The sequence below is a fragment of the Martelella mediterranea genome (assembly GCF_021021415.1).
GTDB lineage: Bacteria > Pseudomonadota > Alphaproteobacteria > Rhizobiales > Rhizobiaceae > Martelella > Martelella mediterranea_C.
The window spans coordinates 97,640-124,232 of the sequence record NZ_JAINWJ010000007.1; the positions used below are offsets into that span (position 1 = coordinate 97,640).

21 protein-coding genes are annotated in these 26,593 nt (G+C 62.8%); 12 read left to right on the plus strand and 9 right to left on the minus strand.

Going from position 1 to position 26,593, the window contains the following annotated elements:
* Window positions 1–38 precede the first annotated feature (38 nt).
* The gene (locus K7H91_RS04975) at window positions 39–1,244 is read right to left on the minus strand and encodes an autotransporter outer membrane beta-barrel domain-containing protein (RefSeq protein ID WP_230719105.1); all 1,206 of its coding nucleotides are present in this window, start codon (window positions 1,242–1,244) and stop codon (window positions 39–41) included.
* Window positions 1,245–1,692: 448 nt separating this feature from the next.
* On the minus strand, window positions 1,693–2,325 hold the full coding sequence (locus tag K7H91_RS04980) for a TetR/AcrR family transcriptional regulator (protein WP_230719106.1): 633 nt from the start codon (window positions 2,323–2,325) through the stop codon (window positions 1,693–1,695).
* A 115-nt stretch (window positions 2,326–2,440) separates the two neighbouring features.
* Between K7H91_RS04980 and K7H91_RS04985 the strand changes: the two genes are divergently transcribed.
* Window positions 2,441–4,477 (plus strand): NADH:flavin oxidoreductase, encoded by a 2,037-nt coding sequence (locus K7H91_RS04985; RefSeq protein ID WP_230719107.1) that lies wholly within the window; start codon window positions 2,441–2,443, stop codon window positions 4,475–4,477.
* A 28-nt stretch (window positions 4,478–4,505) separates the two neighbouring features.
* Here the strand turns inward: K7H91_RS04985 and K7H91_RS04990 are convergent, their stop codons facing one another.
* Window positions 4,506–5,504, minus strand: coding sequence for a LysR family transcriptional regulator (locus K7H91_RS04990; protein WP_230719108.1), 999 nt, complete (start codon window positions 5,502–5,504; stop codon window positions 4,506–4,508).
* A 118-nt stretch (window positions 5,505–5,622) separates the two neighbouring features.
* On the opposite strand from K7H91_RS04990, the gene K7H91_RS04995 reads away from it, so the two are divergent.
* The 10 genes from K7H91_RS04995 to K7H91_RS05040 all read left to right on the plus strand — a co-directional run bounded on the left by K7H91_RS04995 (window position 5,623) and on the right by K7H91_RS05040 (window position 17,025).
* Complete coding sequence (locus K7H91_RS04995) at window positions 5,623–6,072, plus strand: tripartite tricarboxylate transporter TctB family protein (protein WP_230719109.1); 450 nt, start codon at window positions 5,623–5,625, stop codon at window positions 6,070–6,072.
* Complete coding sequence (locus K7H91_RS05000) at window positions 6,069–7,634, plus strand: tripartite tricarboxylate transporter permease (RefSeq protein ID WP_230719110.1); 1,566 nt, start codon at window positions 6,069–6,071, stop codon at window positions 7,632–7,634. Before K7H91_RS04995 ends, K7H91_RS05000 begins: the two co-directional genes overlap by 4 nt.
* Window positions 7,631–8,581, plus strand: a complete 951-nt coding sequence (locus K7H91_RS05005) for a tripartite tricarboxylate transporter substrate binding protein (RefSeq protein WP_230719111.1) — start codon at window positions 7,631–7,633, stop codon at window positions 8,579–8,581. Before K7H91_RS05000 ends, K7H91_RS05005 begins: the two co-directional genes overlap by 4 nt.
* 54 nt (window positions 8,582–8,635) lie before the next feature.
* Window positions 8,636–9,880, plus strand: a complete 1,245-nt coding sequence (locus tag K7H91_RS05010; RefSeq protein WP_230719112.1) for a CaiB/BaiF CoA transferase family protein — start codon at window positions 8,636–8,638, stop codon at window positions 9,878–9,880.
* 130 nt (window positions 9,881–10,010) lie between these two features.
* A complete protein-coding gene (locus K7H91_RS05015) occupies window positions 10,011–10,631 on the plus strand; it encodes a TetR/AcrR family transcriptional regulator (protein WP_230719113.1) in 621 nt (206 codons plus the stop codon).
* A 100-nt stretch (window positions 10,632–10,731) separates the two neighbouring features.
* On the plus strand, window positions 10,732–11,928 hold the full coding sequence (locus K7H91_RS05020) for an acyl-CoA dehydrogenase family protein (protein ID WP_230719114.1): 1,197 nt from the start codon (window positions 10,732–10,734) through the stop codon (window positions 11,926–11,928).
* 7 nt (window positions 11,929–11,935) lie between these two features.
* On the plus strand, window positions 11,936–12,997 hold the full coding sequence (locus K7H91_RS05025) for an acyl-CoA dehydrogenase family protein (RefSeq protein ID WP_230719115.1): 1,062 nt from the start codon (window positions 11,936–11,938) through the stop codon (window positions 12,995–12,997).
* A 45-nt stretch (window positions 12,998–13,042) separates the two neighbouring features.
* Entirely contained in the window at window positions 13,043–15,010 is a 1,968-nt protein-coding gene (locus K7H91_RS05030) for a 3-hydroxyacyl-CoA dehydrogenase NAD-binding domain-containing protein (RefSeq protein ID WP_230719116.1), read from the plus strand.
* A gap of 1 nt (window position 15,011) precedes the next feature.
* Window positions 15,012–16,214, plus strand: coding sequence for an acyl-CoA dehydrogenase (locus K7H91_RS05035; protein ID WP_230719117.1), 1,203 nt, complete (start codon window positions 15,012–15,014; stop codon window positions 16,212–16,214).
* 250 nt (window positions 16,215–16,464) lie between these two features.
* The gene (locus K7H91_RS05040; RefSeq protein ID WP_230719118.1) at window positions 16,465–17,025 is read left to right on the plus strand and encodes a type 1 glutamine amidotransferase domain-containing protein; all 561 of its coding nucleotides are present in this window, start codon (window positions 16,465–16,467) and stop codon (window positions 17,023–17,025) included.
* An 89-nt stretch (window positions 17,026–17,114) separates the two neighbouring features.
* Here K7H91_RS05040 and rfbA read toward each other — a convergent pair whose 3' ends face one another.
* The 4 genes from rfbA to rfbC are packed head-to-tail and all read right to left on the minus strand — an operon-like array spanning window position 17,115 to window position 20,457.
* Entirely contained in the window at window positions 17,115–18,005 is an 891-nt protein-coding gene (gene rfbA / locus K7H91_RS05045; protein ID WP_230719119.1) for a glucose-1-phosphate thymidylyltransferase RfbA, read from the minus strand.
* Window positions 18,002–18,850 carry a dTDP-4-dehydrorhamnose reductase gene (rfbD, locus tag K7H91_RS05050; protein ID WP_230719120.1) on the minus strand — a complete coding sequence of 283 codons (849 nt, stop codon included), beginning with the start codon at window positions 18,848–18,850 and terminating at the stop codon, window positions 18,002–18,004. Before rfbD ends, rfbA begins: the two co-directional genes overlap by 4 nt.
* The gene (rfbB, locus tag K7H91_RS05055; RefSeq protein WP_230719121.1) at window positions 18,847–19,890 is read right to left on the minus strand and encodes a dTDP-glucose 4,6-dehydratase; all 1,044 of its coding nucleotides are present in this window, start codon (window positions 19,888–19,890) and stop codon (window positions 18,847–18,849) included. Before rfbB ends, rfbD begins: the two co-directional genes overlap by 4 nt.
* Before the next feature lie 9 nt (window positions 19,891–19,899).
* Entirely contained in the window at window positions 19,900–20,457 is a 558-nt protein-coding gene (gene rfbC / locus K7H91_RS05060) for a dTDP-4-dehydrorhamnose 3,5-epimerase (protein ID WP_230719122.1), read from the minus strand.
* A 237-nt stretch (window positions 20,458–20,694) separates the two neighbouring features.
* Between rfbC and K7H91_RS05065 the strand changes: the two genes are divergently transcribed.
* The gene (locus K7H91_RS05065) at window positions 20,695–22,467 is read left to right on the plus strand and encodes a DUF4422 domain-containing protein (RefSeq protein WP_230719123.1); all 1,773 of its coding nucleotides are present in this window, start codon (window positions 20,695–20,697) and stop codon (window positions 22,465–22,467) included.
* Between the two features lie 61 nt (window positions 22,468–22,528).
* Here the strand turns inward: K7H91_RS05065 and K7H91_RS05070 are convergent, their stop codons facing one another.
* Complete coding sequence (locus K7H91_RS05070) at window positions 22,529–24,634, minus strand: transglycosylase domain-containing protein (RefSeq protein ID WP_230719124.1); 2,106 nt, start codon at window positions 24,632–24,634, stop codon at window positions 22,529–22,531.
* Between the two features lie 310 nt (window positions 24,635–24,944).
* Window positions 24,945–26,333 carry a dipeptidase gene (locus K7H91_RS05075; protein ID WP_230719125.1) on the minus strand — a complete coding sequence of 463 codons (1,389 nt, stop codon included), beginning with the start codon at window positions 26,331–26,333 and terminating at the stop codon, window positions 24,945–24,947.
* Window positions 26,334–26,593: the final 260 nt, after the last annotated feature.

The window sequence follows — 26,593 nt, forward strand, 5'->3', positions numbered from 1 at the left end:
CCGGATAGGCCGCAAAAGGCGGTTTCCCTTACCGGTTCTCAGAACTTGACACTTAGCAACGCCGTCAGGTTCTGGCTCCGGGCGCTGTCGCCAAACTCGCCAGTATAGGTGATGCCAACGCTGACCCTATCCTGCAACGCGGTTTGCCAGCCGACCGAGAACACCGCATGGTCAACCGCGTGCGGCGTGCCGGTCACGCCGAAGGGATCGCCTCCCGAAAACGCCACCATCGTATCCGAATCGAGATCGCCATAACCATGGCGCCATCCGACCGACGACGTGATCTGGCTCTCATAGCTGCCGAGCGCGAATTCGTGAGCCCCGCTGAGGCCTATCGTGGTGAACCCGGCATCCATCGTCTGCCTCAAAGAGGAGAGCACCGCAAACCGGCCCGTTTCCGTGAACGCATCCGCTTTCTGATGGACATAGACAACATCCAGGAATGGCCCGAACTGGAAAGTGTCGGTGATCTCGAACGCATAGCTGATGCCGCCGAAAAGCTGGAAGGTCCCACCATCAAAGCGGCCCCTGATCCGCTCGGACAGTTGCAGGAATTCGATGTCGCGCCGGCTTACGGCGTCGCGCCAGGTATAGGCCGCGCCGAAATCAACCTCGAAGCCGCTGAAAACGCCGCCGCCATAGACGCCGACCGTAAAGTCGTCGGATATTCCCCTGGCATTTCCCTCGTCGACCCGGTAGCTCGAATGACCGTAGCCGGCAAGCGCGCCAAAGCGCATGTCAGAAAACGCCGCGAAATCGCCGCCGACGAAGACGCTGTTCGATTTCCAGTCATAGGTGCGCGTGCTCTTTTCGTTGGTCCAGCTCGCCCGGCTGCTGATCACTTTCCCTAACCCGGCTCCCCTGTAGATCGGGTCATTTTTGGGTGCGCCTTGGCCGGACGCGACTGTATAGACACTGCCGCTGGTGGTCTCAACCGACGCGCGGGCATCCGTGATCACTGGAGAATTATCATTCTGTGAAAGGGGCTCCGAAGCGGAAGCGACCTCGCATTGCTGCCGATTGTGCCCGGCTGGGATGATGGCGCTGCCGTCGTTGGACACGGTGTTCAACTCACAGCTCTGCGCATGAGCCACGCCTGACTTTACGGGAAACGCGCCGCTTTGGAAAAAAAGGCAGCCCGTTACCGCTGCACCGACGACCATGCGGAAGGGTCGTCGGTGCAGCGTTTGAGGCTGTTGTCTCAATGCGAGAACGGAACCTTCCCTGTGCTGCGCTATGGCCATCAAAATACCTCCGGCAACATGCCGACAACGGCAGCCGCAATCCGCATAGCCTAAATTTTCGTTATACTACTTGTATCTTCGATATGATCTATTTTATATTTATATTTATTCGATTTCAACAATATTAATTATTTATTTACTTTTATATTATAAGTAATTAAATGTAATTTAAACATGTATACAGTTTCTGTTATTACTCGCTCTATGCCCACGAAAATACTAGCGCATACCGGACCGGCGCCATGAAGGCGCGTACGAGACCTACGGCCTATTGAAGAACTTACGGACCGAAAGCAGTTTCCGTTTTTCCTGGAAGCGCTTGGGAAAAGCAGATTGGGAGATGAGAGACTCAGTCGCAGGGGGCCAGCATCAGACGATTGGCGAGCTCGGCACCAAGACTTCGGTGATCGGCACGGTTATCGCCAGCAAGATGACAAACACGAGCGCGTTATCGGCGTCGGCAATCATGACGGGCGCGGAAGCGGGCGAGTTCGCGCTCGCTCGGCGTCTGGCCGGTATAGATCCTGACATATTCCGAAGCGCGGCTAACGCGTGTCGCGGTATCCTCCGCGACCTGCAGCGAGATATAGCCGATCTGCACCAGATAGACCGCGTGCGCCCGCACATCGGCCTCCTCCGGCGTGAAGCCGAAGCGGACGAACAGCGCCTTGATGGCCGCGATCCGCCTCTCATCCGCGCTGGCGACGCGGGCCATGACATCATTGGATTGCGCCGCCCAGCCGCGGACCGAAAAATCGAGACGCGGATCGAAATCCGTTTCCGCGATGAACACGCTGATCAGGTTAAGGATGGCCTCGCTCAGGGTTTCGGCATAGGCATCGCAGGCGTCGATCAGCGCGCCGGTATTGGTCTCCTCCCAATGTTCCAGAATCGCGTCCAGCAGCGCCGCACGATCCTTGAAGAACCAGTAGAAGCTGGTGCGTGAAAGCGCGAGTCGTTCGGCCAGCGGCTGGATCTTGACCGCATCGACCCCTGTTTCGACAAAGACCTGCCGGGCCGCATCGAGCCACAATGCGCGCGAGCCGCGCCAGCCTGCAGTGTTTTCCGTTTCAGCATCCATGCGCCGCAGACTAGCCGCAAGACGCCGCCGGAACAAGAAGAATAGACGTATACGTCGAATAACTTGACAGTTATGTACATTTATGGCGAACTTCCTCCAACCAGAGGAGACCGTCATGCATAATGATCCGCTGCTGCAGCCCTACCAGCTCAAGCACCTCACCCTGAAAAACCGCATCATGATCTCCTCGCACGAGCCGGCCTATCCGGAAGACGGCATGCCGAAGGGGCGGTATCGCGCCTATCACGTCGAGCGCGCCCGCGCCGGCGTGGCGCTGACCATGACCGCCGGTTCGGCATCGGTGGCGCGCGACAGCCCGCCGGTGTTCAACAATATCCTCGCCTGGAAGGATGAGGTGGTCGGCTGGATGCGGCAGCTTGCCGACGAGTGTCACTTGCACGGCTGCGCGGTGATGATCCAGCTCACCCATCTCGGCCGCCGCACCCGCTGGGACAAGGCCGACTGGCTGCCGGTGGTCTCCGCCGGCCACGAACGCGAGGCCGCCCACCGCGCCTTTCCGAAAAAGGCCGAGGACTGGGATATCGCCCGCCTGATCAAAGACTATGCCGATGCCGCCGAGCGCATGCAGGCCGCCGGTCTCGACGGCATCGAAATCCAGGCCTATGGCCACCTGATGGACCAGTTCTGGTCGCCGCTGACCAACGAGCTGGATGCGCCCTATGGCGGCTCGCTCGACAACCGGCTGCGGTTCACCTTCGAGGTGCTGAACGAAATCCGCAGGCGCGTCGGCCCGGATTTCATCGTTGGCGTGCGTTATACCGGCGATGAACGGCTGGAGGGCGGGTTCGACCGCACGGAAGGCCTCGAAATCTCGCGCCGTCTGAAGGACAGCGGGCTTGTCGATTTCCTGAATGTCGTGCGCGGCCATATCGATACCGATGCCGGGCTGACCGACGTTATCCCCGTGCAGGGCATGGCCAGCGCCCCGCATCTCGATTTCGCCGGCGAAATCCGCGCGGCGACCGATTTCCCGACCTTCCATGCCGCCAAGATCCAGGATGTCGCGACTGCCCGCCACGCCATTGCCAGCGGCAAGCTCGACATGGTCGGCATGACCCGCGCCCATATGACCGACCCTCACATCGTCGCCAAAATCATCGCCGGTGAAGAAGAGCGCATCCGCCCCTGCGTCGGCGCGAACTACTGTCTCGACAGGATCTATCAGGGCGGGCTCGCCTTTTGCGTTCACAACGCGGCGACGGGCCGCGAGGAAACCATGCCGCACGCCATTCCGCCGGCTGACAAGAAACGCCGCATCGTGATTGTCGGGGCGGGGCCGGCGGGCATGGAGGCCGCGCGCGTTGCCGCGGAACGCGGGCACGACGTGATCGTGCACGAGGCGGCGAACGATCCCGGCGGCCAGGTTCGCCTTGCCGCCCAGAGCGAGCGCCGCCGCGAGATGATCTCGATCATCGACTGGCGGCTTGCCGAATGTCGCCGGCTTGGCGTCACCTTTCATTTCAACAGTTTCGTCGTTGGCGAAGCGGTGCTTGCGGAAAAACCCGATATCGTCATCATCGCCACCGGCGGCCTGCCGCATACCGATGTGACGGGCGCGGGCGACGACCTCGTCGTCTCCGCCTGGGACATCCTGACCGGCGACGTCAAACCCGGCCAGAACGTGCTGATCTATGACGATGCCGGCGACTATCCGGGGCTTCAGGCGGCCGAGAAGATCGCCGAAACCGGCGCGAAGGTGGAAATCATGACCCGCGACCGGTCCTTTGCACCGGAGGTGATGGCGATGTCGCTCACGCCCTTCATGCGCGCCCTGCAAAAGCGCGACGTCACCTTCACCGTGACATGGAAATTGCAGCGCGTGGAACGCGACGGCAACCGGCTTCTGGCGACGATCGACAGCGATTACGGCGGCGTGACCCGCACCCGTTCGGTCGATCAGGTGATCGTCAACCACGGCACCCGACCGCTCGATGATATCTATTTCGAACTGAAGCCCGGATCATCCAATCTCGGCGCGGTGGATTACGAGGCGCTGGTGGCCGGCAATCCGCAGTCCGTAAAAGGCAACCCGGACGGCGCCTACCAGATCTTCCGGATCGGCGACGCGGTGTCAGCCCGTAACATCCACGCCGCGATCTACGACGCCCTCAGGCTGGTGAAAGACCTATAGAGCAAACGCCGCGATCAAGCGGATTTTTTCAGGTACTCCTCATCCGTTGAGGGGAATCCATCGGCGTTGAGGCCGGGATCGGATAGTCGCTCGGCGAGGGTTCGCGCGGCACGAGGCTTGGCACTATGCCCTCCGCGCTCAGCCGTTCGAGCTGCTGCCACAGCAGCGTGCGCACGGCGCGCACCGCGGCGGAGTTGGGACGGTCCTTGCTGGTGATGACGAACATCTGCCGGGTGAGCGGGAGGTCGGGGATCTGCCGTATGAAGAGCTTGCCCTCGCGCACGCCCTCCAGCATGCCCGCCCGCGGCATGATCGTGTAGGCGTAGCCGCAGGCGAGCAGCTTGCGCAGCAGCGAGGAGCTGTCCTGCCGGGTGCGCAGGTTCAGGTGCAGGCCGCGATCGAAGGCGACCTGATCGATGGTCCTGTGGGTGAGATGCCCCTGTGACGGCAGCACCAGAGGCGCGCGGCAGGCCTCGGCAAACGAGATCGGCCCCGGCTGGTCGAGCGGCGTGCCGATGCCGCCGGCAAAGATCATCTCGTCAATATAGGCGAGTTCGGCCTTGACGTTCGGCATGGATTTCGCCCCCGGCACGATGCCGACATCGACCTGCCCTTCCCGGATCAGTTGGGCGGCCGGATAGCTCATCGCGCGGCGCACCGTGATCTTCACATCGGGAAACAGCGCCTCCGCGCGCATCATCAGTTCCGGCGCCAGAAGGTTGGCGATGGCAGCCGCGATCACCACCGATACCTCGCCTGCCGGCACCTGGCTGGCATGCTTGACGTCCAGCCTGGCCTGCTCGAAATCGGCGGAGATTTTCTTGGCGTAGTTCAGGAACATCTCGCCCGCCGGCGTGAGCTCCATCCCGGTCGTGCGGCGGTGAAACAGCGTCGCCCCCATCGCATGTTCGAGATTGGCGACAAGCTGGCTGAGCGCCGGCTGCGCAACGCCGAGACTGCCCGCCGCTTTCGACAGCGATCCCGCCTGGGCGATCTCGATAAAGGTGTTCAGATTTCTGAGCTTCATGCGCCGGTATAATAAAAGTCTTATACCCGGTGGTCAATCTTTGAGTTATTCAAACCTCCCGAACTCCCGTAAAGGTAGCGGCAAAATAACGCCGGAATAACCGGTTGGGAGGGAAAACATGAAAAAGGCAGAGCTGGTTTCCGGCTTCGTGCTGATGGCATTCGGTATTCTATTATGGCTTGTGCTGATACCCTGGCAGATCGCCGAGGCGCCGACGGCGATCATATCGCCGCGCATGATGCCGCGTCTGTGTGCGGCCATTCTTGTCGTGCTGAGCCTGGTGCTGATCGTACAGTCGCTTCTGTCGCTGCGGCTGGAACGCGCTGACAGCGGACCGGTCTTCAGCCGGAACGAGATCGTCGCCACGCTCGGCGTCGTCGCTCTCTTCTCCGTCGCCACGCTGCTGTTCATCTACACCGGGCCGCTGCTGCCGGGGCTGATGATCATCATCCTGCCGATGCTGGCACTGGGCGAGCGGCGGATCGCCATGCTCACCCTGCTGCCGGCCGGCCTCATGGGCGGGGCCTGGCTGCTTTTTTACATCGTGCTGGGGACGAGCTTCCAATGATCGATACATTCTTCGCTCCGCTTGCGGCCGGTTTCGCGTCGATCGCCAATTTCTGGACGCTGCTTTATGTCTGCTTCGGCGTGGCTGTGGGGTACGCGGTCGGCGCCATCCCCGGGCTCGGCAAGGGCACAGCCACGGCTATCCTGATCCCGGTGACCTTCTATCTCGAACCCGTTTCCGCCATCGGCCTTCTGATCGGTATCGCCAAGGGCTCGACCGCCGGCAGCGCGATTTCGGCCATTCTCATGAACACGCCCGGCGAGCCGTCCTCGGCCGCCACGGCCTTCGACGGTTATCCGCTGGCCCAGCAGGGCAAGGCTGGCAAGGCGCTGAAGATGGGGCTTTACGCCTCGGTGATCGGCGACCTGATCTCGACCCTTTGCCTGATCGCTCTGGCCGCGCCGCTGGCCCAGTTCGCGCTGGAGATCGGGCCGGTCGAACAGTTTGCCATCCTGCTGTTCTCGCTGACCTTCATCGGCGCGCTGGCGGGCAATTCGCTGGTCAAGGGCCTGATTTCGGGCACGCTCGGCCTGCTGGTGGCAACCGTTGGCATGGAGATCGAAACCGCCGTGCCCCGTTTCACCTTCGGCCGATTGGAACTGTTCGACGGACTGTCGCTCATCCCCGTCGCCATCGGCATGATGGCGGTCTCGGAAATGGTCCTGCAAATGGCCAACCACCGGGAGCTCGATCGCCAGGTCGCCGAAATCCGCGTCTCGAGCGATCCGGACGATAGCCGGGTGACCGGTCGGGAATGGCGTCGCTGCCTGCCCGTGATCCTGCGCGGCACCGGGATCGGTGTTTTCGTCGGCATCCTGCCCGGCCTTGGCGCAAGCGTCGCCTCGTTCATGTCCTACGGCGCGACCGCGCGCATGTCGAAGACCCCGGAACGCTTCGGCAAGGGTGCGATCGAAGGCGTCGCCGCTTCCGAAAGCGCGGACAATGCGGTGGTGCCTTCCAGCTTCGTGCCGCTTTTCGCGCTCGGCATCCCCGGCTCGGTGATCGCTGCGATCCTGATATCCGCCTTTGTCATTCACGGCATTACGCCCGGACCGCTGATGTTCGTCGAGGACGCGGAAATCGTCCAGAGCCTTTACGCGGCGATGATCGTGGCAAGCTTCGCGCTCCTGGCGATCGGCCTGATCGGTCAGACGTTTTTCGCCTGGGTGATCCGCTCACCGATGCGGGTAATTGCGCCCGCCGTCCTGTTCTTCTGCATGATCGGCTCGTTCATGCAGGGCGGCGGTCTGTTTGGCATCGGGGTGATGGTGATCTTCGCGGTGTTCGGCGTTCTTGCGAAGAAACTCGACTTTTCCTTCGTCACCTTCCTGATCGGCTTCGTCATCGGGCCGTCGCTGGAACTGACTTTGCGCCAGACGATCCCGCTGCTCGACCGGGACGTGACCAACCTTGCGCAGCATCCGATTGCGGCCGTGTTCATCGGCCTGACCATCGCGCTTATCGCGATCCTGGCGCTGGCCGAAATCCGGCGCCGCACCCGCGCGGTTCTCGCCCTATCCGAAGGGTCCGTCGCATTCAATGAAACTGGGAGGAACTCATGACCATACTGAAGAAACTCGCCGCCGCCGCGGCCTTCGCCACGGCGAGCCTCGCCGCAGGGGCAGCGCTTGCGGCAGACTATCCGACGAAAGCGATCACCGCGCTGATCGGCTACGGGGCCGGCGGCGGCACCGACACGATCGGCCGGGTCCTGTTCGAGGAGATGAAGGAGACCCTCGGCCAGCAGATCATCGTGGTCAATCTGCCTGGCGCTGCCAGCAGCGTCGCAGCGCTCAAACTGAAAATGGCGAAGCCGGACGGCTACACCCTGATGCTGGCGCCATCGACCGCCGTTGCCACCAACCAGATCTGGAACCCGGCCGCCGACTACGAAGTCGACGACTTCACCATGATCGGCTCGATCGCGGCCTACCAGCCGGCCTTCGCCGCGCCCATGGATCGTCCCTACGACACGTTCGACGAATTCGTCGCCTTCGCCAAGGAAAACCCCGGCGCCAAGGTCGCGACGATCACGCCGGCCTCGAAGGTGCAGCTTGAGCTGGTTGCCAGGCAGGAAGGGCTGGAGCTGAATTTCGTCCCGGTCAAGGGCGGCGCCGGCATGATCAGCGGTCTGCTCGGCGGCGATTTCGATATCGCCTATAGCGGCGGCGCGCATCAGAAATACCCCGACAAGATCAAGACGATCGCCTCGACCGGTGAAGAACGCCTGGTGGCGAGCCCCGACATCAAGACGATGAACGAATATGGCTACATGTCGAGCTACGGCTCGAAACTGGTTCTCGTCGGCCCGGCCGGCATGCCTGAAGATGTCGTCGCAACCCTTGAGAACGCCCTGCTGGAGGCCGGCCGCACCGAAAGCGTCCGCCAGGTCATGGCCAATCTCGACTTCCCGCCCGTCGAGAAGGGGTCGGCCGAGCTTATGGAAGAGGTCAAAGCGGCCCACACGGCCGAGCTCAAGCTCAAGGAGGCCGTTTCGGCGCCCAACTGACCATCATGCCCGGGGCGCGATGGTCGCGTCCCGGAATTTTCGGGAGTATTATCCGTGTTCGAGCCCCTCAAAGGCCTCCGCGTCATCGACACCAGCCACGTTCTTGCCGGTCCCTATGCCGGCTATCAATTGGCCTTGCTGGGGGCCGACGTCATCAAGATCGAAGTGCCGGGCATCGGCGACTGGACCCGCAAGGGCGGCCAGCTGCCCGAACTGAACGAAGCCGGCATGGGCCTGTCCTACATGTCCCAGAATGCCGCCAAGCGCTCGCTGGCGCTCGATATCAAGACGCCGGAGGGGCGCGACATTCTCAAGCGCCTGACCGCAAACGCCGATGTGTTCATCGAGAACATGCGGCCGGGCACAATGGCGCGCAACGGGCTCGGCTATGAAGATATGAAGGCAGTCAAGCCCGACCTGATCTATTGCTCGATCTCGGCCTTCGGCCAGGACGGCCCCTACAGCCGGCGGGGCGCCTATGACCATGTGATCCAGGGCATGTGCGGCATCATGGGCACCACCGGAACCCGGGAAAGCGGCCCGACAAAGGTGGGCGCGCCCTATGTCGACTTCGCCACCGGGCTCAACGCGGCCTATGCCATCTCGGCCGCGCTCCATCAAAGGCGGGCGACCGGCGAAGGCGTACATCTCGACGTCGCCATGCTCGACACCTCGATGATGCTGATGGCCTCGCTGCTCACCAGTCATCTCAGCTCCGGCTGGAAACCCGAGCCGGCGGGCAATGAAGCCTGGAGCCGAAGCCCGACATCGGGCTGCTTCCAGACCGCCGACGGCTTGCTGATGGTGGCGGCAAACAATATCCGCCAGATCGTGCCGCTGCTCGAAACGCTGGGCCTTGCCGAGCTTGCCGAGAAGACGCGACGCGACCCGACGGCTGCCAGGGACGAACTGAACGGGCTGCGACTGACCCTTGAAGTCGCCCTCAAGACCCGCTCGGCCAGCGAATGGGAGGAAGACCTCAACGCCGTCGGCGTCCCCGCCGGCAGGGTGCGCAATCTCTCCGAAATGCTGGCCGAGGAACACGCCGCCGCCCGCCAGCTCACCACGCCGATAGAGGCAGTGCCCGGCACCACCGTCCATGTCCCGACGGCGGGCTTCAAGGCCAACGGCGCCGCGATCGCCCCGACCACGCCGGCCCCGCGCCTCGGCGAGCATTCGCGCGAAGTGCTGGGCGAGCTTGGTCTGACGGATGAGGAGATCGACGCTCTGGAAGAAGCCTCGGTCATCGGCACGAGCGCGACGTCCGGGGGCCGGTCGGGTGAGCCTAACTGGCGCTGAGGCCGGAGAGGTTCTTCGCCGGGCGTCGGCACCGCTTTCGTGTGCGCGGCGGCAGATCTGGGCGCGGGAAAAGCCTTCCACGGCCCAAGGGCCAGCTTGTGCGAACAGGCCGGAGTGGCTACCGTTGGGCATGAAGAACAAAAAGCCAAGGCCCGGGCCGGGCCGCCCTTCCAGCATGGAAGACCCCTATCGCGTGATTTGCGACGCCGCGGCGGCGCTGTTTGCCGAAAAGGGCTTCGACAACACATCGCTTCAGGATGTAGCAACCGCGGTGGGCGTCACCAAGGCCGGTCTTTATCACTATTTTCCGACTAAGCAGGCGCTTTTCGAGGCAATCGTGCTGGACACGCTTCGGGACCTGCATGCGGGCGCGGTTGCCGCCATCGCCGCCCATGATGGCTACCCCGACAAGCTGACCGCCTTCATGACCGCGCATGCGCGGTATTTCTCCGAGCATGGCGAACGGTATCGGGCGAGTTTCTTCGGTCGCGGCGGCGGCGGTGAGCGCGCCAACCTGACCCCGGACGAGCGCGCCATGCGCAAGGCCTATGCCCGGCTACTGGAGGACGTGGTGAAGGCCGGCGTGGACGCGGGCGCGATCACGGTTTCCGATGTGCCGACCTTCGCCAGAGGCGTGCTCGGCATGCTGAACTGGATGGCACGGTGGTATCGCCCCGACGGGCGGCTCACCGCCGCTGAAATCGCCGAATCCTACGCCCAGATATTGCTGGCCGGCGCCCTGCCCCGATAGGCCCATGCCCATCCCAACGGATTGACATGTTGCTCGGCATAATTTATTACCGGCCAGACGGTAGTTAAATATGTCATGGCTTTACAGGGATGGGCGCGACATGGGAAAGACCGAACCCTCGGGCGGTTATCTTTCGAAGGAAGATCAGCAATTTCGCGAGGAAATGCGCACCTTCTTTCAGGAGAATATCCCCGCTGAAATCCGCGCCAAGGTCAGCGCGGGTCAGCCGCTGGCCAAGCAGAATTTCGTGACCTCGCAGCGCATCCTGAACGCTCACGGCCTGGCGGTGCCGAACTGGCCGCTGGAATGGGGCGGCAGGGACTGGACGCCGGTCCAGCGCTATCTCTACATCGAGGAACTGCAGTTCAACGCCGTGCCGCTGCCCCTGCAGTTCAACTGTTTCATGGTCGGGCCGGTGATCGCCGCCTTCGGCAATCAGGCGCAGAAGGAGAAATTCCTGCCGCGCGCCGCCAATCTCGATGACTGGTGGTGCCAGGGCTTTTCGGAACCCAACGCCGGCTCGGACCTTGCCTCGCTGACGACAAGGGCGGTGCGCGATGGAGACGACTATATCGTCAACGGCCAGAAGGCCTGGACGAGCTACGGCCAGTACGCCAACTGGATCTTCTGCCTTGTCAGGACGGATTTCGAGGCCAAGAAGCAGCGGGGCATCTCGTTCCTGCTCATCGAACTCGATACGCCCGGCGTGGAAATGCGGCCGATCATCACCATGGACGGCCGACACGAGGTCAACGAGGTGTTCTTTACCGACGCGCGGGTGCCGGCCGAAAACCTGGTCGGCGAGGAAAACCGCGGCTGGGACTATGCCAAATTCCTGCTGGCCAATGAACGCTCCGGCATCGCCCGGATTGGCCTTTCCAAGGAACGCGTGGCGCGTATTCGTCGCCGGGCGCAAGACAACGGCGTCTGGGACGATCCTCTGTTCCGCTCGGAGGTCATCAAGCTTGAAATCGAACTGAAGGCGCTGGAAGTTGCCCAGATGCAGATATTGGCGCGCGCCGGAGAGAGCCAGGGCCGGCCGGACCCGGCATCATCCATCCTCAAACTGCGCGGTTCACAGCTTCAGCAGCGCGCCTCCGAACTTCTGATGGAACTCGAGGGCGTGGCGGCGTTGCGCGCGCCGGGTGATGTGGCCGATCCGTATCTTTCGGCGGAGGAGGACCTGGCGGCCGCTGCCGCACTCAACAATTATCTGAATTTCCGGAAGGTTTCGATCTATGGCGGGTCGAACGAGATTCAGAAGAACATCATCGCCAAGACAATTCTGAATCTGTGAGGCGCACATGGAAGCTTTGACCGACGAAGAACGGATGCTGTGGGACAGCGTGGCCGGCATCCTCTCGGAAATCGCCGATCCGGCAGACCTGTGGCCGCAACTGGCCGAACTCGGCATGCTCGGCCTCACGCTCCCGGAAAGCGCCGGCGGGGCGGAGCTGGGTCCGCAGGCACTGATGGTGTTTGCCCGCGCCTTCGGGCAGGCCGGTCTCGCCACGCCATTCTTTGCGTCGGAAGCCCTTGCCATGCCGCTGCTTGCGCAATGGACGGATCGTCCGGAGGTCTTGGCATTGCTGGGCGATCTTGTCAGCGGCGCGCGCATCGCCACCCTGGCGCTCCACGACCTGAAGCCGGTTGTTGCGCGGCGCGTATCCGACGCATTTGCCCTCAGCGGCGTCAAGATGGTCGTGCCGGCAGGGGCGAACGCCGACATCGTGATCGTGAGCGCGATGCTTGACGACCGCCCAGCGCTGTTCCTGCTCGATCTCCCGGCCACGCCGTTGACAAGCACCCCTTATATGCCCGCCGGCCCGGCGGCCGATGCCGACATTGCGCTGGATGGCGTGACCGTGGCGAAAACGGCGCTTATGGCCGAGGGCGAAGAGGCCGTGCGATTGATTGCCGAGGCGGAAGCGCGCAGCCAGTTGATCACCTGCGCGGAAATGCTGGGCGGCATGGAAAAGCTGCTGGAGCTGACGGTGGACTATCTGCGCGACCGGCGACAGTTCGGCCAGTCGCTATCCGGCTTTCAGGCGCTGCAGCATGCCGCGGTCGACATGTATGTCGAGCTGGAAACCGCGCGCGCCATGCTGGATTTCGGCGGTCGGATGTTTGGCGCATCTGACGGTGAGCGGGCGGCGGCGCTGGATGCCGTGAAGCTGAAAATGAACGCGGCGGCAAAGCTGATCGGTGAGAGCGCCGTTCAGCTTCATGGCGGCATCGGCATGACCGAGGAGAGCCTGACCGGCCGCATCTTCGGGCGTCTGACCACCCTGCGGATCAGCGCCGGCGACAGCCGAAGCTGCATGAACCGGCTGCTCGCTGGTGATCGCAGCGTCGCGCTGGCCTGACGGCATCATTGAACACAATTGAACTTGCAGGGGAGGCTGCGTGAGATGAAGGTGGATATCGAGAAATTCGGCAGGATCGCGGTCATCACCATTGACCGCCCGCCGGTGAACGCGTTGTCGCAGGCGCTGCGGAAGCTGATAGAGGCGCGGCTGGACGAGGCGGCGGGCGATGAGGCGGTCAAGGGCGTGGTGCTGGCCTGCGCCGGGCGCACCTTCGTTGCCGGGGCCGATATCGAGGAACTGGGCGAGGTCCGGCCGCCGACGCTGCACACGGTGATCGACAAGCTCGAAGCGCTTGGCAAGCCGAGCGTTGCCGCGCTGCACGGCACCGCGCTTGGCGGCGGGCTGGAACTGGCGCTCGGCTGCACCTTCCGCGTGGCTAACCGCGATGCGCGTCTCGGCTTGCCGGAGGTAAAGCTCGGCCTGTTGCCGGGCGCAGGCGGCACGGTGCGCACAACCTATCTGATCGGCGCGGAGGCGACGCTGAAACTCGCCGGTAGCGGCAATATGATGGGCGCGGAAGCGGCACAGGGCATCGGTCTTGTGGATGCTGTCTTCGACAACGATCTGGTCGCCAATGCGATCCGGTTCCTCTCCGACAGGATTGATGCCGACGATATTCCGCCACCTGTGAGCCGCCGCCGCGAGGCGATGCCGGCATGCGACTCGCAGGCGCTGGACAAGCTGACGGCCGAGCTCTGCCGCAAGGCGCGTTCATCCGCGCCCGAGTTGGCGGCGCAATCGGTGCGCAATGCGCTGACGCTCTCCTTCGAGGATGCGATGGCCGAGGAACGGCGTCTGTTCGAAACCGCGACCCAAAGCGACCGGTTCGGCGCGCTGCGCCACCTGTTTTTCGCCGAGCGGGCGGCGGCGAAACCTTCCGGCGATGTCGCCGAAGCTGAGCCCCGCGCGGTGCAGTCCGTCGCCGTGATCGGCGCGGGCACGATGGGCAGCGGTATTGCCATGGTGTTCGCCAATAGCGGTTTCGACGTAATCGTGCGCGAGACCGATGAAGCGGCGCTCGCGCGCGGCATGGAACGTATCGCGGACACGTATGAGCGCTCCGTCAAGCGCGGGTCGCTGAGCGCGGAGGAGGCTGGCAGGCGCAAGGCGCGGATTGCAGGCACGGTCGCGATCGCCGATCTGGCATCCGCCGATCTGATCATCGAAGCGGCGTTCGAGGATATGGCGGTCAAGAAGACCATTTTTGCCGAGCTTGATGCCGTGGCGCGGCAGGGCGCGATCCTTGCGACCAATACATCCTATCTGGACGTGAACGAGATCGCGCGCGCGACCACGCGCCCCGCCGATGTGCTTGGTCTACATTTCTTCTCGCCGGCCAATGTGATGACATTGCTGGAAATCGTGCGCGGCGCCGAGACAGCGCCCGAGGTTGTGGTGACGGCGCTCAAGGTTGCCAGGCGGCTCGGCAAGCAGCCAGTGGTGGTCGGCGTCTGCCACGGCTTTGTCGGCAACCGCATGCTGCAGGCCCGCAATGCCGCGCTATCGCTACTGCTGCTAGAGGGCGCGTCGCCTGAACAGATCGATGCCGCCTTCCGGGCCTTCGGCTGGCCGATGGGCCCCTGCCAGATGCAGGACCTCGCCGGGCTCGATATCGGCTGGCGAAACCGCAAGGCGCTGGGCAAGGCCGACGCGCTGCCCGACCGGCTCTGTGAATTGGGCCGCTTTGGCCAGAAGACGGGCAAGGGCTGGTATCTTTACGACGACAGCCGCAAGCCCCTGCCCGATCCAGAGGTGGATGCCATTATCGCCGGGATTGCAGAAAAGAGCGGCATCGCGCGGCGGACGATCACCGATGCCGAGATCATAGACCGCACGCATGGTCCGATGATCGCGGAGGGGCGACGCATCCTCGATGAGGGCATTGCGGCGCGCAGTTCCGATATCGACGTGGTGTGGACGCACGGCTACGGTTTCCCCCGCGATCTTGGCGGGCCGATGTACTGGGACGATCATTTGCGCGAGAGCGCGCAGGAAAAAAAGAAGGTGTAACATGGGTGATGCGCACGGGCCGGAACTCGGCCGATTTGTCTGGGACGATCCGTTTCTGCTGGAAAACCAGTTGACGGATGAGGAGCGCATGCTGCGCGACGGGGCCAATGCCTTCGCACAGGACAGGCTTCAGAGCCGGGTGATCTCGGCTTACGCGAATGAAACGGTCGACCCGTCGATTTTTGCCGAAATGGGGGAAATGGGCCTGCTCGGCGTGACCCTGCCGGAGCAATATGGCGGCGCGGGTGCCGGTTACGTGGCCTATGGCCTGATCGCCCGTGAAATCGAGCGGGTCGACTCCGGCTATCGCTCGATGATGAGCGTTCAATCCTCGCTGGTCATGTATCCGATCCACGCTTACGGCTCGGAGGAGCAGCGCAACAGATATCTGCCCAAACTTGCCTCCGGCGAATGGATCGGCTGTTTCGGGCTGACCGAGCCCGATGCCGGGTCGGATCCGGGCGGCATGAAGACCACGGCGCGCAAGACCGATGGCGGCTATGTGCTGAACGGCGCGAAGATGTGGATCTCCAACGCCCCGATCGCCGATGTCTTCGTCGTCTGGGCGAAGTCTGAGGCCCATGGCGGCAAGATCCGCGGCTTCGTGCTGGAAAAGGGCATGAAGGGCCTCAGCGCGCCCAAGATCGGCGGCAAGCTCAGCCTGCGCGCCTCCGTCACCGGCGAAATCGTCATGGATGGCGTCGAGGTCGGCGAGGATGCGCTGCTGCCCAATGTCGAGGGCCTCAAGGGTCCCTTCGGCTGCCTCAATCGCGCCCGCTATGGCATTGCGTGGGGCGCGATGGGGGCGGCCGAGTTCTGCTGGCACGCCGCGCGGCGATATGGGCTTGACCGCAAGCAGTTCGGCCGGCCGCTCGCCCAGACCCAGCTCTTCCAGAAGAAGCTGGCGGACATGCAGACCGAGATCACGCTCGGCCTTCAGGCGGCGCTCAGGGTCGGGCGGATGCTGGAGGAGGGCGATGCCGCGCCGGAGATGATCTCGCTGATCAAGCGCAACAATTGCGGCAAGGCGCTGGAGATCGCCCGCAACGCCCGCGACATGCATGGCGGCAACGGCATTTCCGAGGAATTCCAGGTCTTCCGCCACATGGTCAACCTCGAAACCGTCAATACCTATGAAGGCACGCATGATGTGCATGCCCTGATCCTGGGCCGCGCCCAGACAGGCCTGCAGGCGTTTTTCTAGCGCACATGCCAATAACGGCGGCAGAACCACGGCCCGGATAGCTCAATTGGCAGAGCCTCGGCTTGAAAATCCGGTCGTCCGTGGTTCGAAATCCGAATTTGGACACGAGTTTTCGTCTTGAGTAGAAGCAATTGGCAACAGTCGAAAGGATTGCTTCGCGAATTTGGGAACGTCCTCGACCCTGCAGCGTTTTGTGATCAGAAGGCGGCCTGCGAAAGGCCCTGCCACAACGACAAATCAGGAGGACACCATGCCTGGTATCACCCAATCCAAGATTCTTATTCTGGCCACCAATGGCTATGAGCGCTCTGAGCTGCGCGTGCCGCTCGATAGTCTGAAGCAGAAGGGCGCGGCCGTGACCATCGCGTCCCTCGAAAAGGGCCCGATCAAGAGCTGGGACGAGAAGGACTGGGGCGACAGCGTCGATGCCGATCTGACGGTCGATGACGTCAAAGTCGAAGACTATGATGCCATCGTGCTGCCCGGCGGGCAGATCAACCCAGATGTGCTGCGCACCAATGACAAGGCCGTCGCCATCGTCAAGGAATTCGTCAGCTCCGGCCGGATCGTCGCGGCGATCTGCCACGGACCTTGGATGCTGGTCGAAGCCGATGTGCTGAAGGGCCGTGAGGCGACTTCCTACCCGTCGATCCGCACCGACATGAAGAATGCCGGCGCCAATTGGGTCGACCGCGAAGTTGTGACCGATAACGGCATCATCACCTCCCGCAACCCCAAGGACCTGCCGGCCTTCGTCGACAAGATCGTCGAGGAAGTCGAAGAAGGTCGCCATCCGCGCAAGGCGGCCTGAGGAAGGCTCCTTCTATCACGGCCATTGCCGATAACGTCAGTGACCCGGGCCCAGGCCCGGGTTCTTTTTTCGCTCGATATGAGCGCGGATCAGCCGAGCTGATGCTCCGCTCTCAGCAACTCGAACAGATATTTCCCATAATCGGTCTTGCGGAAGGTCTCGGCGTGCTGGCGCAGCATTTCCGCATCGATCCAGCCATTGCGGTACGCGATCTCTTCGGGACATCCGGATTGCATGCCCTGACGCACCGACAGCGTACGCACGAAATTGCCGGCATCGAGCAGGCTTGAATGCGTGCCGGTGTCAAGCCAGGCATAGCCGCGCCCCATCCGCTCCACCGCGAGCTTGCCTTCGTGAAGATAGCTTTCCAGCAGCGTGACGATTTCCAGTTCGCCGCGGGGTGAGGGCTTGACGGCCCGGGCGCGCTCCGGGGCCTCGCCATCAAGGAAGTAAAGCCCCGTCACGGCATAATGCGATGGCGGCACCTCCGGTTTTTCGATGATCTGGCTCGCCTTGCCTTCCCTGTCAAACGCGACCACGCCGTAGCGCTCGGGATCGGCCACGTGATAGCCGAACACCGTACCGCCGGATGTCTTGGCATCGGCGGCGGCCAGCAGTTCTGGCAGTCCATGACCGAAGAAGATGTTGTCGCCGAGCGTCATCGCCGATGGCGCGCCATCCAGAAAATCTTCCGCCAGGATATAGGCCTGAGCCAGCCCGTCCGGGGAGGGCTGGGTGATGAAGGTGAGGCTCAGGCCCCACTGGCTGCCATCGCCCAGAAGCCGTTTGAATTGATCCTGATCGTCCGGCGTGGTGATGATCGCGATCTCGCGGATACCCGTCAGCATCAGCACCGACAGCGGATAATAGATCATCGGCTTGTCGTAGATCGGCATCAGTTGCTTCGAAATCGCCATCGTCAGCGGATAAAGCCTGGTACCCGACCCGCCGGCCAGAATAATGCCCTTGCGTGGCTTCATGATATTGCCCCCAGTTCAGTCAAGACGTGCGCCAGATCCGTCCGCCAGTCCGGCCGCGCAAGCCCAAAGGCGGACAGCGTCGAACAATCGAGTCGCGAATTCAGCGGCCGCGCGGCAGGCGTCGGATAATCCGATGTCGCAATATCCGTAACCGTGACCGCCCTGCCCGCCATTTCGAAGATAGCGCGGGCGAAATCGGCCCAGCTCGTATCCGGCGCACCGGAGAAATGATAGATGCCGGACTTGGCCGGGTCCTTGATCAACTGCTCGGCCATCACCTTGCAGGCAAGCGCGATCGCGCGCGCCGAGGTCGGCCCGCCGATCTGATCGGCAACGATGGTCAGGCTGTCGCGGCTTTCGGCAAGCCGCAGCATGGTCTTGACGAAATTGCCGCCATGGGCGGAAAACACCCAGCTTGTGCGCAGGATTGCGAACGGGCCGCCGGTCCGCGCCACAAGCTGTTCACCGGCAAGCTTGGTGCGGCCATAGGCGCCGAGCGGCGCCGTCGGATCGTCCGGCGAAAACGGCTTCTCGCCCGTGCCGGCGAAAACGTAATCGGTCGAGATATGGACGAAGGGGATGCCAAGTTCGGCTGCCGCGCGCGCCATGGCGCCGGGCGCCGTGGCGTTGACGTTCAGCGCGGTCTCCTCATCGCTTTCGGCCTTGTCGACGGCGGTATAGGCGGCGGCGTTGATGACGGCGGCGGGCCTGTGCTCCGCGATCGCCGCCGCGCAGGCTGCAGGATTGGTCAGATCGGCCTCATGCCGCGACAGGAACAGCGCGTCCGGCAGGATTCGCTTCAGCTCGGTCGCAACCTGGCCGGATTGTCCGAAAACCAGGATCATGCCTTCACCCCGAGCCGCTGGCCGACGCCCTTGCGGCTTTGCAGCGCCTGCCACCATGCCTCATTGTCGAGATACCACTGGACCGTCTTCGCAAGCCCCTCCTCGACGCTGACGGAGGGACGCCAGCCGAGTTCCGCGCCGATGCGCGCCGGATCGATCGCATAGCGTAAATCATGGCCCGGCCGGTCTGTGACGAAGGTGATGAGATCGGCATAGCTGCCGTTTTCCCGCGGCCGCTTCTCGTCCAAAATGGCGCAGATGGTGCGTACCAGTTCCAGATTGGTGCGCTCGTTCTCACCGCCGACATTGTAGCTGCGGCCAACCTTGCCTTTGGTGATGACGGTCAAAAGCGCGTCGGCATGGTCTTCGACATAGAGCCAGTCGCGAATGTTCTCGCCCTTACCATAGACCGGGATCGCCTTGCCGGCGAGCGCATTGAGGATCACCACCGGGATCAGCTTTTCGGGGAAGTGATAGGGACCGTAATTGTTGGAGCAATTGGTGACCAGCACCGGCAGGCCATAAGTCTCGTGCCAGGCGCGCACCAGATGATCCGACGCCGCCTTGGAAGAGGAATAGGGCGAACGCGGATCATAGGGTGTTTCTTCGGTAAACATACCCTCCGGCCCGAGCGATCCGAACACCTCATCGGTCGAGATGTGGTGGAAACGGAAGCTTTCGGGCCGACCGCGGGCGACCCAGTAGGCGCGCGCCGCCTCCAGCATGTTGTAGGTGCCATTGATATTGGTCTCGATGAAATCGCCCGGCCCGTCGATCGAGCGGTCGACATGGCTTTCGGCCGCCAGATGCATGACCGCGTCGGGCTGATGTTCAGCGAACACGCGGTCGAGTGCCGCGCGATCGCGGATATCGGCCTGCTCGAAGGCATAAAGCGGGCTGTCGGCCACGCTTGAGACATTGTCGAGACAGGCGGCATAGGTCAGCGCATCAAGATTGACGACGTGAAAGCCGCGCGCGACCGCAAGCCGCACCACGGCCGAACCGATAAAGCCTGCCCCGCCGGTGACCAGGAGTTTCATGAGCGGACCTCAAAATGTGAAGGGATTGTCGAAATCCGCAAAAGACGGCGCATCGCGATCCTTTGCGGAAACGGTGAAGTCGATATCCTTGAGCGGCCAGTCAATGCCGATATCGGGGTCGTCGAAGCGTACGCTGCCGTCGCATTCCGGCGCATAGTAATCCGAGCACTTGTAGATGATCTCGGTATCGGGCTCCAGCGTCATGAAGCCATGCAGAAAGCCTTCGGGGATCAGCAACTGCTTGCCATTGTCAAAGGAAAGCTCCGCCCCGAACCACTGGCCGAAGGTCGGCGAGCCCTTGCGCGCATCCACCGCCACATCAAAGAGCCGGCCCCGTCCGCACCGCACCAGCTTCGCCTGCGCATGCGGCGGCGCCTGGAAATGCAGCCCCCGCACCGTGCCGACCGTCTTGGACAGCGAGTGATTGTCCTGAACGAAATCGATATCGACGCCGTGGCCAGCCAGCGCCTTGCGGTTCCAGCTTTCGGAGAAGAACCCACGCTCATCGCCGAACCGGCGGGGCGTGATGAGCAGCAGCCCTGGAATGTCGAGTTTCTGAATGTCCATGGCTGGCCCCGGTCTCGCATAAAATTCCCATGCTTCCGATTACACGAGGTGGCGAGGTGGAACAAGTTGCCTTCGCAAATTGCTATATGATGTTTCAATGTCAGACTCGCGGCGTGGATTATATGTGGACTTACGCGGTCCGCCCCGCTGAGCCGTCACCTTTGCGCTCCCTGGCCATAGGCAGACGCATGTGAAATCCTGTAAGGGAATATCGGTGAACATCAGGAATGCGTTGCCTTGAAAAACATCTTCATCTCCGTCGTCTATTTCAAAGCGGCGCCGCTGATCAAAACCGGCTATCTCAACCCGATCCAGGCCGGCCGGGCGCTGGGGCGACATGCGTTTCCCGACGCGATTGGGGATGATACCGGGGTCAATATCTCGGAAAAGAATATAAGCTGGAATGAGCTGACGGCGCTTTACTGGATGCGGCACAATGTCGATGCCGAGGTCTACGGCCTGATGCACTACCGCCGCCTGCTGGTATTTGCCGAAAAGCCGCCAAAGCGGCTTGCTTTTTCTGAGGTCACCGAGCGCGAGATCGAGCGTTACGGCTGGAAGGACGAACTCATCGAAAAGGCCTGCGAGGCCGCCGATATCCTGACGCCGCAAACGCGCGACATCTATCTGCCGGGCCTGCCCGAGGTGCTGATGTCGGCCGGCGAATTCTATGTCCACCAGCATCACGCCAGGGACATGGAGATCGTCGAGGAGATCGTGATGGCCCGTTTCCCGGCGATCTACCCGTTCCTGGTGCAGGTGCTGGCCGGCCGCAAGGTGTTCTTCAACAGCATCACCGTGATGCGCAAACCGCTGTTCCAGGAGTATTGCGATTTCCTGTTCGAGACGCTGGAAACGGCGGAACAGCGGATCGATACCAGCGGCTATGACCCCTACCAGAAAAGGATATGGGGATTTCTGTCGGAATATCTGACGAACGCTTATGTGCATTACGCCAAGGCCGTTCACGATGCCAGGGTGCGGGAACTGCCGCTCACCTGGGGCATGCGGCCCCGCCCGCAGGTCGCCCCCGAAGAGGTGCTGGAAACGGCGCGGCGCAAGCGCGATGCCATCGTGGCCCGCGCGGCGGACGACGAAGGCGACATCAATGTGGTGCTCTCCGTCGATGACCGCTACGCCCCCCATGCCGCGGTAACGATGCTCTCCGCCCTAAAGACGACCGAAACGCCCGGTCGGCTGCGTTTTTTTATCCTGAATGGCGGCAATATTTCCGAGGCGAACCGGAGCAAGCTCACCGAAACAGTCACAGCGGCCAGCGGCCGGCTCGAATTCGTCGATATCGACGACCGCGACCTGCGCTTCCTGCCGCTCAACCGCGACTATGTCTCGATCGCCACCTATTACCGGCTGGTGATGCACCGCTACCTGCCGGAGGACGTGGACAAGGCCATCTATATCGACGCCGACACGATTGTCGTCGACCCGATCGAGCGTCTATGGGATATCCATCTCGAAGGCCATCCCGTCGCCGGCGCGCCGGATGATGCCGGCTTCCATCAGGCGCGGCGGCTGCAGCTTTCGGCCGATCACCGCTATTTCAATGCCGGCGTGATGGTGTTCGACATCGCCCGGTTCCGGGAGATGGATATCGCGACCGACGTGCTTTCGGCCTTTCGCAGAAAGGGCCCCTATATCGTCTCGCAGGACCAGGACCTGCTCAACATCCTGTTCGAGAACAACACGAAAATCCTGCCGCTGTCGTGGAACGCCGGCACACGCATCTATCGCGCCAATCCGCTGGAGCCCTCCTACAGCGAGGAGGAGGCCTATGAGGCGGCGCGTTCGCCCTCGATCGTGCATTTCACCGACGTGAAAAAGCCGTGGCATACCAAATGCACTCACCCCTTCACCGAACTTTACTGGGACTATCGCAACCTGACACCCTGGGCGGAGACTTCGCGCGAGACCCGCAAGCGGCGGCTGATCCAGAAAGCCCGCCGGCTGCTCAGGGCGCGCGACCGGCGGTTTGAACGCAACGTGACGTCATAGCGCGCCATCCGCCAGGCCCACCGCAAGGCTGAGGCGGTCATCGAAAAAGGGCGGCGCGCGCTCAGCCGCCGCCGAGAATATCCATCAGCGTGCGGCGCTTGCGTTGCGGCTCTGCGCTTCCGCTTCCCACATCGGCCGGCGGGGTTGCCGACGCGCCGCCATCATTGAGGCTGCCGAGAAGCTCGACCAGCGTCTTCGGGTCATTGTCATTTGCCGGCGGCGCAGCCCTCGGCTCGATAATCCTGCCGCCGCCATAAAGCGGCTGCGGTTGCAGGCCGCGATGCGCGGTCGCCATATAGTCCTGCCATATCCGGGCCGGAAGCTTGCCGCCGGTAACATGGCGCATCGGCGAATTGTCGTCATTGCCGACCCAGACGCCGGTTGTCAGATTGGCGGTGAAGCCTACGAACAGCGCATCGCGGGAGGATTGCGTCGTGCCGGTCTTGCCCGCCACCTGCCAGCCGGGGATCTGCGCGGCCCTGCCGGTGCCCTCGGTCACCACCCGCATCAGCATGGCGTTCATGTTCGCCGCGGTCTGGGGTGAGAGCACCCGCTGCGGCACCGGGGGCACGGCCTGGTAGAGCGACTGGCCGTCCGTGGTCTTCACGCTTTCGATCAGATAGGGGGTGGCCTTGAAACCGCCATTCATGAAGGCGGTATAGGCCCCGGTCAACTCAAGCAGCGACACTTCGGAGGTGCCGAGTGCCAGCGAGGCATTGGCGGTGATATCCGAAGTGATGCCGAGCCTGTGGGCAACGTCGACCACATAGCCGGGGCTTGCCTCCATCACCAGTTGCGCGGCGATGGTGTTGACGGAGTGCGCCAGTGCATTCGTCAGCGTCATCGGCCCGGAATAGGTCTTTTCGTAGTTTTCCGGCGTCCAGTCATCGATGGTGATCGGCGCATCGTTTCTGACCGAGCCCGGCCGGTCGCCGATTTCCAGTGCGGCGGCATAAACGAATGGCTTGAAGGCCGAGCCCGGCTGGCGCTTGGCTGTGACGGCACGATTGAACTGGCTCTTGGAATAATCGCGCCCGCCGACCAGCGCCCGGATCGCGCCGGTGGCATCGACGGAAACCAGCGCCCCCTGCTCCACCCGGTCCTTCTCGCCGTTCGCGTCAAGCGCGCTCTTCAGGCTTTCGCCGGCGGCGCGCTCGAGGCCGGGATCGATGGTGGTGGTGACCACGATATCGGTCTTTACGTCGCCGATCATCGGCTCGAGGCGCTGCATCACCATATCGGCGACGTAGTTTTCCGGCCCGGTCCAGTAGCTTGGCGCGCGCGTCGGCTCACGGGCCATGGCGGTCGTCATGTCGCTGTCGTCAATCATGTTCTGGTCATGCATGGCGGCCAGAACCACCTGGGCGCGCTCTTCCGCCGCCTCCGGATCGCGGGCGGGCGAAAGCCGCGACGGCGCCTTCAGGAGGCCTGCCAGCAGCGCCGCCTCGCCAAGCGTCACATCGCGGGCGGACTTATCGAAATAGCGCTGCGAGGCCGCCTCCACGCCATAGGCGCCCGAACCGAAATAGACCCGGTTCAGATACATCGCCAGGATCTGCTCCTTGGTGTATTCATGCTCCAGCCACAGCGCCATCAGCGCTTCCTGTACCTTGCGCTCCAGCGTTTGGGCGTGGGAGAGCAGCACGTTTTTGGCCAATTGCTGGGTCAGCGTCGAGCCGCCTTGAACGAGACCGCGATGCTGGAGATTGGTGATCATAGCGCGGGCGATGCCGACCGGATCGACGCCGAAATGGGAATAAAAACGCCGGTCCTCGATCGCGACGACGGCCATCGGGATAAAGGGCGACATCTCGTCAAGCGACAGCGCCTCCCCTCCGGTCGCGCCGCGATTGGCGATCAGCGAGCCGTCGGTGGCGACGATCTTGACGTTGGGCGCGCGGTCCGGCACCGCCCATTCATCGACGGGCGGCAGTTTTGAGCCGTAATAGATGACGATGCCGACAACCGCGATCGCGCCCCAGACGGCAACGACCATGCCCCAGTAGAACACGAAGCGGAGTGCGCGCATCAGCCCGCTGCCGGATGCGGCGCGCGATCTCTTCTTCGACTTCTTCCGTTTCTTCTTGGCAGGCTTCGCCGGCGCTCCGCCGCCAAGGCCGAAAAGCGAGGGTTCGGTTCTTTCGCGCTTGTTCTTCTTGCTTGCCATGACGGGCCGCAGGCACCTTTCGTTTCCGTCTCCGGTCTATCCCGGTCACTTTAAGGTGGTATTAAGGCGCGGGTGGTTCCGCAGACGCATTACGGCAAAAGATATCAACGAGGGTTAACGCAGGCTGAACGGAGCTAGCGGCCATCGCTCAGCGGGTGATCAACCCCGCAACTCATCCGGTGTCATCCTCGGGCTTGACCCGAGGATCCAGGCAGCGTTCTCCGTGTGGCCTGGACCCTCGGGTCAAGCCCGAGGGTGACGCCGGTGGAGCGAGAGGAGCGACAATCCAGCAACAGAGCCAACAGCCCCCTCAGCGCGAAAGCGCGTCGAGGATCCGGATCCAGGAGCGGATGCCCTTGTGGAACGAGGTCAGTTCGTATTTCTCGTTGGGCGAATGGATGCGGTCGTCGTTGAGGCCGAAGCCGACCAGCAGCGAATCCATGCCGAGCTTGCGCTGGAAATCGCCGACGATCGGGATCGAGCCGCCCATGCCGATCACCACGGCCGGTTTCGGCCATTCCTGCGAAAGCGCCGCCTGCGCCTTCTTCAGGAACGGCGCGTTGTAATCGAGCTGGATCGCGGGCGAACCGCCATGGGGATGGAATTCCGCGCTGCAATCTGCCGGCAGTTTTGCGCGCACATAGGCGCGGAAGCTCTCGCGGATCTTCACGGGGTCCTGTGTGCCGACAAGTCGGAACGAGACCTTGGCGGAGGCCTCAGCCGCGATCACGGTCTTGAAGCCCTCGCCGGTATAGCCGCCGGTAATGCCGTTGACCTCGGCCGTCGGGCGGGTCCAGGTCAATTCCAGCACCGAGCGGCCCTTTTCGCCGGCCGGCACCGAAAGCCCGATCTCGCCGAGGAAACGGCTATCGGTCTCGCCAAGCTGTTCCCAGCCCTTCTTTACCTCTTCGGGCGTTTCCTCGACGCCGTCGTAAAAGCCCGGCAGCGTCACCCGGCCGTCCTTGTCGTGAAGGCCGGCGAGGATGTCGGCGAGGATGTGGATCGGGTTGGCCGCTGCGCCGCCGAAGAAGCCGGAATGCAGATCGCGGTCGGCGGCCTTGATCACCACCTCGTCGCCCACCAGACCGCGCAGCGTGGCGGCGATCGCCGGCGTCTCGCGGTCCCACATGCCGGTATCGCAGACCAGCGCGAAATCCGCCTTGATCAGGTCGCCATGCTCCTCGATGAAGGCCGGCAGTGACGGCGAACCGGATTCCTCCTCGCCTTCGAACATGATCGTGATCTTCACCGGCAGTTCGGCATTTTCCTCGCGATAGGCCCGGCAGGCCTGGAGGAAGGTCATCAACTGGCCCTTGTCGTCGCTGGTGCCGCGCCCGGTGATCACCTTCGTGCCGGCGGCGCTGTCCTTGATCTTCGGGTCGAAGGGGTCATCTTCCCACAGCGACAGCGGATCGACGGGCTGAACGTCGTAATGGCCGTAAAACAGCACATGCGGCGCGCCTTCCGGCGCGTTCTCGCTGGTCGCCACCACCATCGGATGGCCCTTGGTCTTGTGGGCCTCGGCGAGAAAACCGAGCGTCTTCAATTCCGCCACCAGCCAGTCGGCGGCCTCGGCGCATTTTTCCTTATAGGCCGGATCGGTGGAGATCGACGGAATTCGCAGAAGGGCGAACAGCTTGTCGAGGCTTGAGGGCAGGTTGTCGTCGGCGCGCTTCAAAATCGCGTCTAGCTGGGCCATGGGGAACCTCCGATAGGCGGGCAAATCATGGTCGGACCATAGGCCAGTGGGAAGCGAATGAAAACCTCGATCAGGGCGGGAAGCGGGCAAAGAAAAAGCCGCCATGGCCTGGAGGGGGGGACTGACCATGGCGGCTGCTTTTTTGGACAAAGGCCGGAGAGGGGGATGGAGCCTTTGTCCTTTTGTCCGAAGAGGCGGGGGACGGGCCTTCTTCGAACAGCGGCGTGATCAAGCGCCGTTGGTTATTAGATGTACTTCGA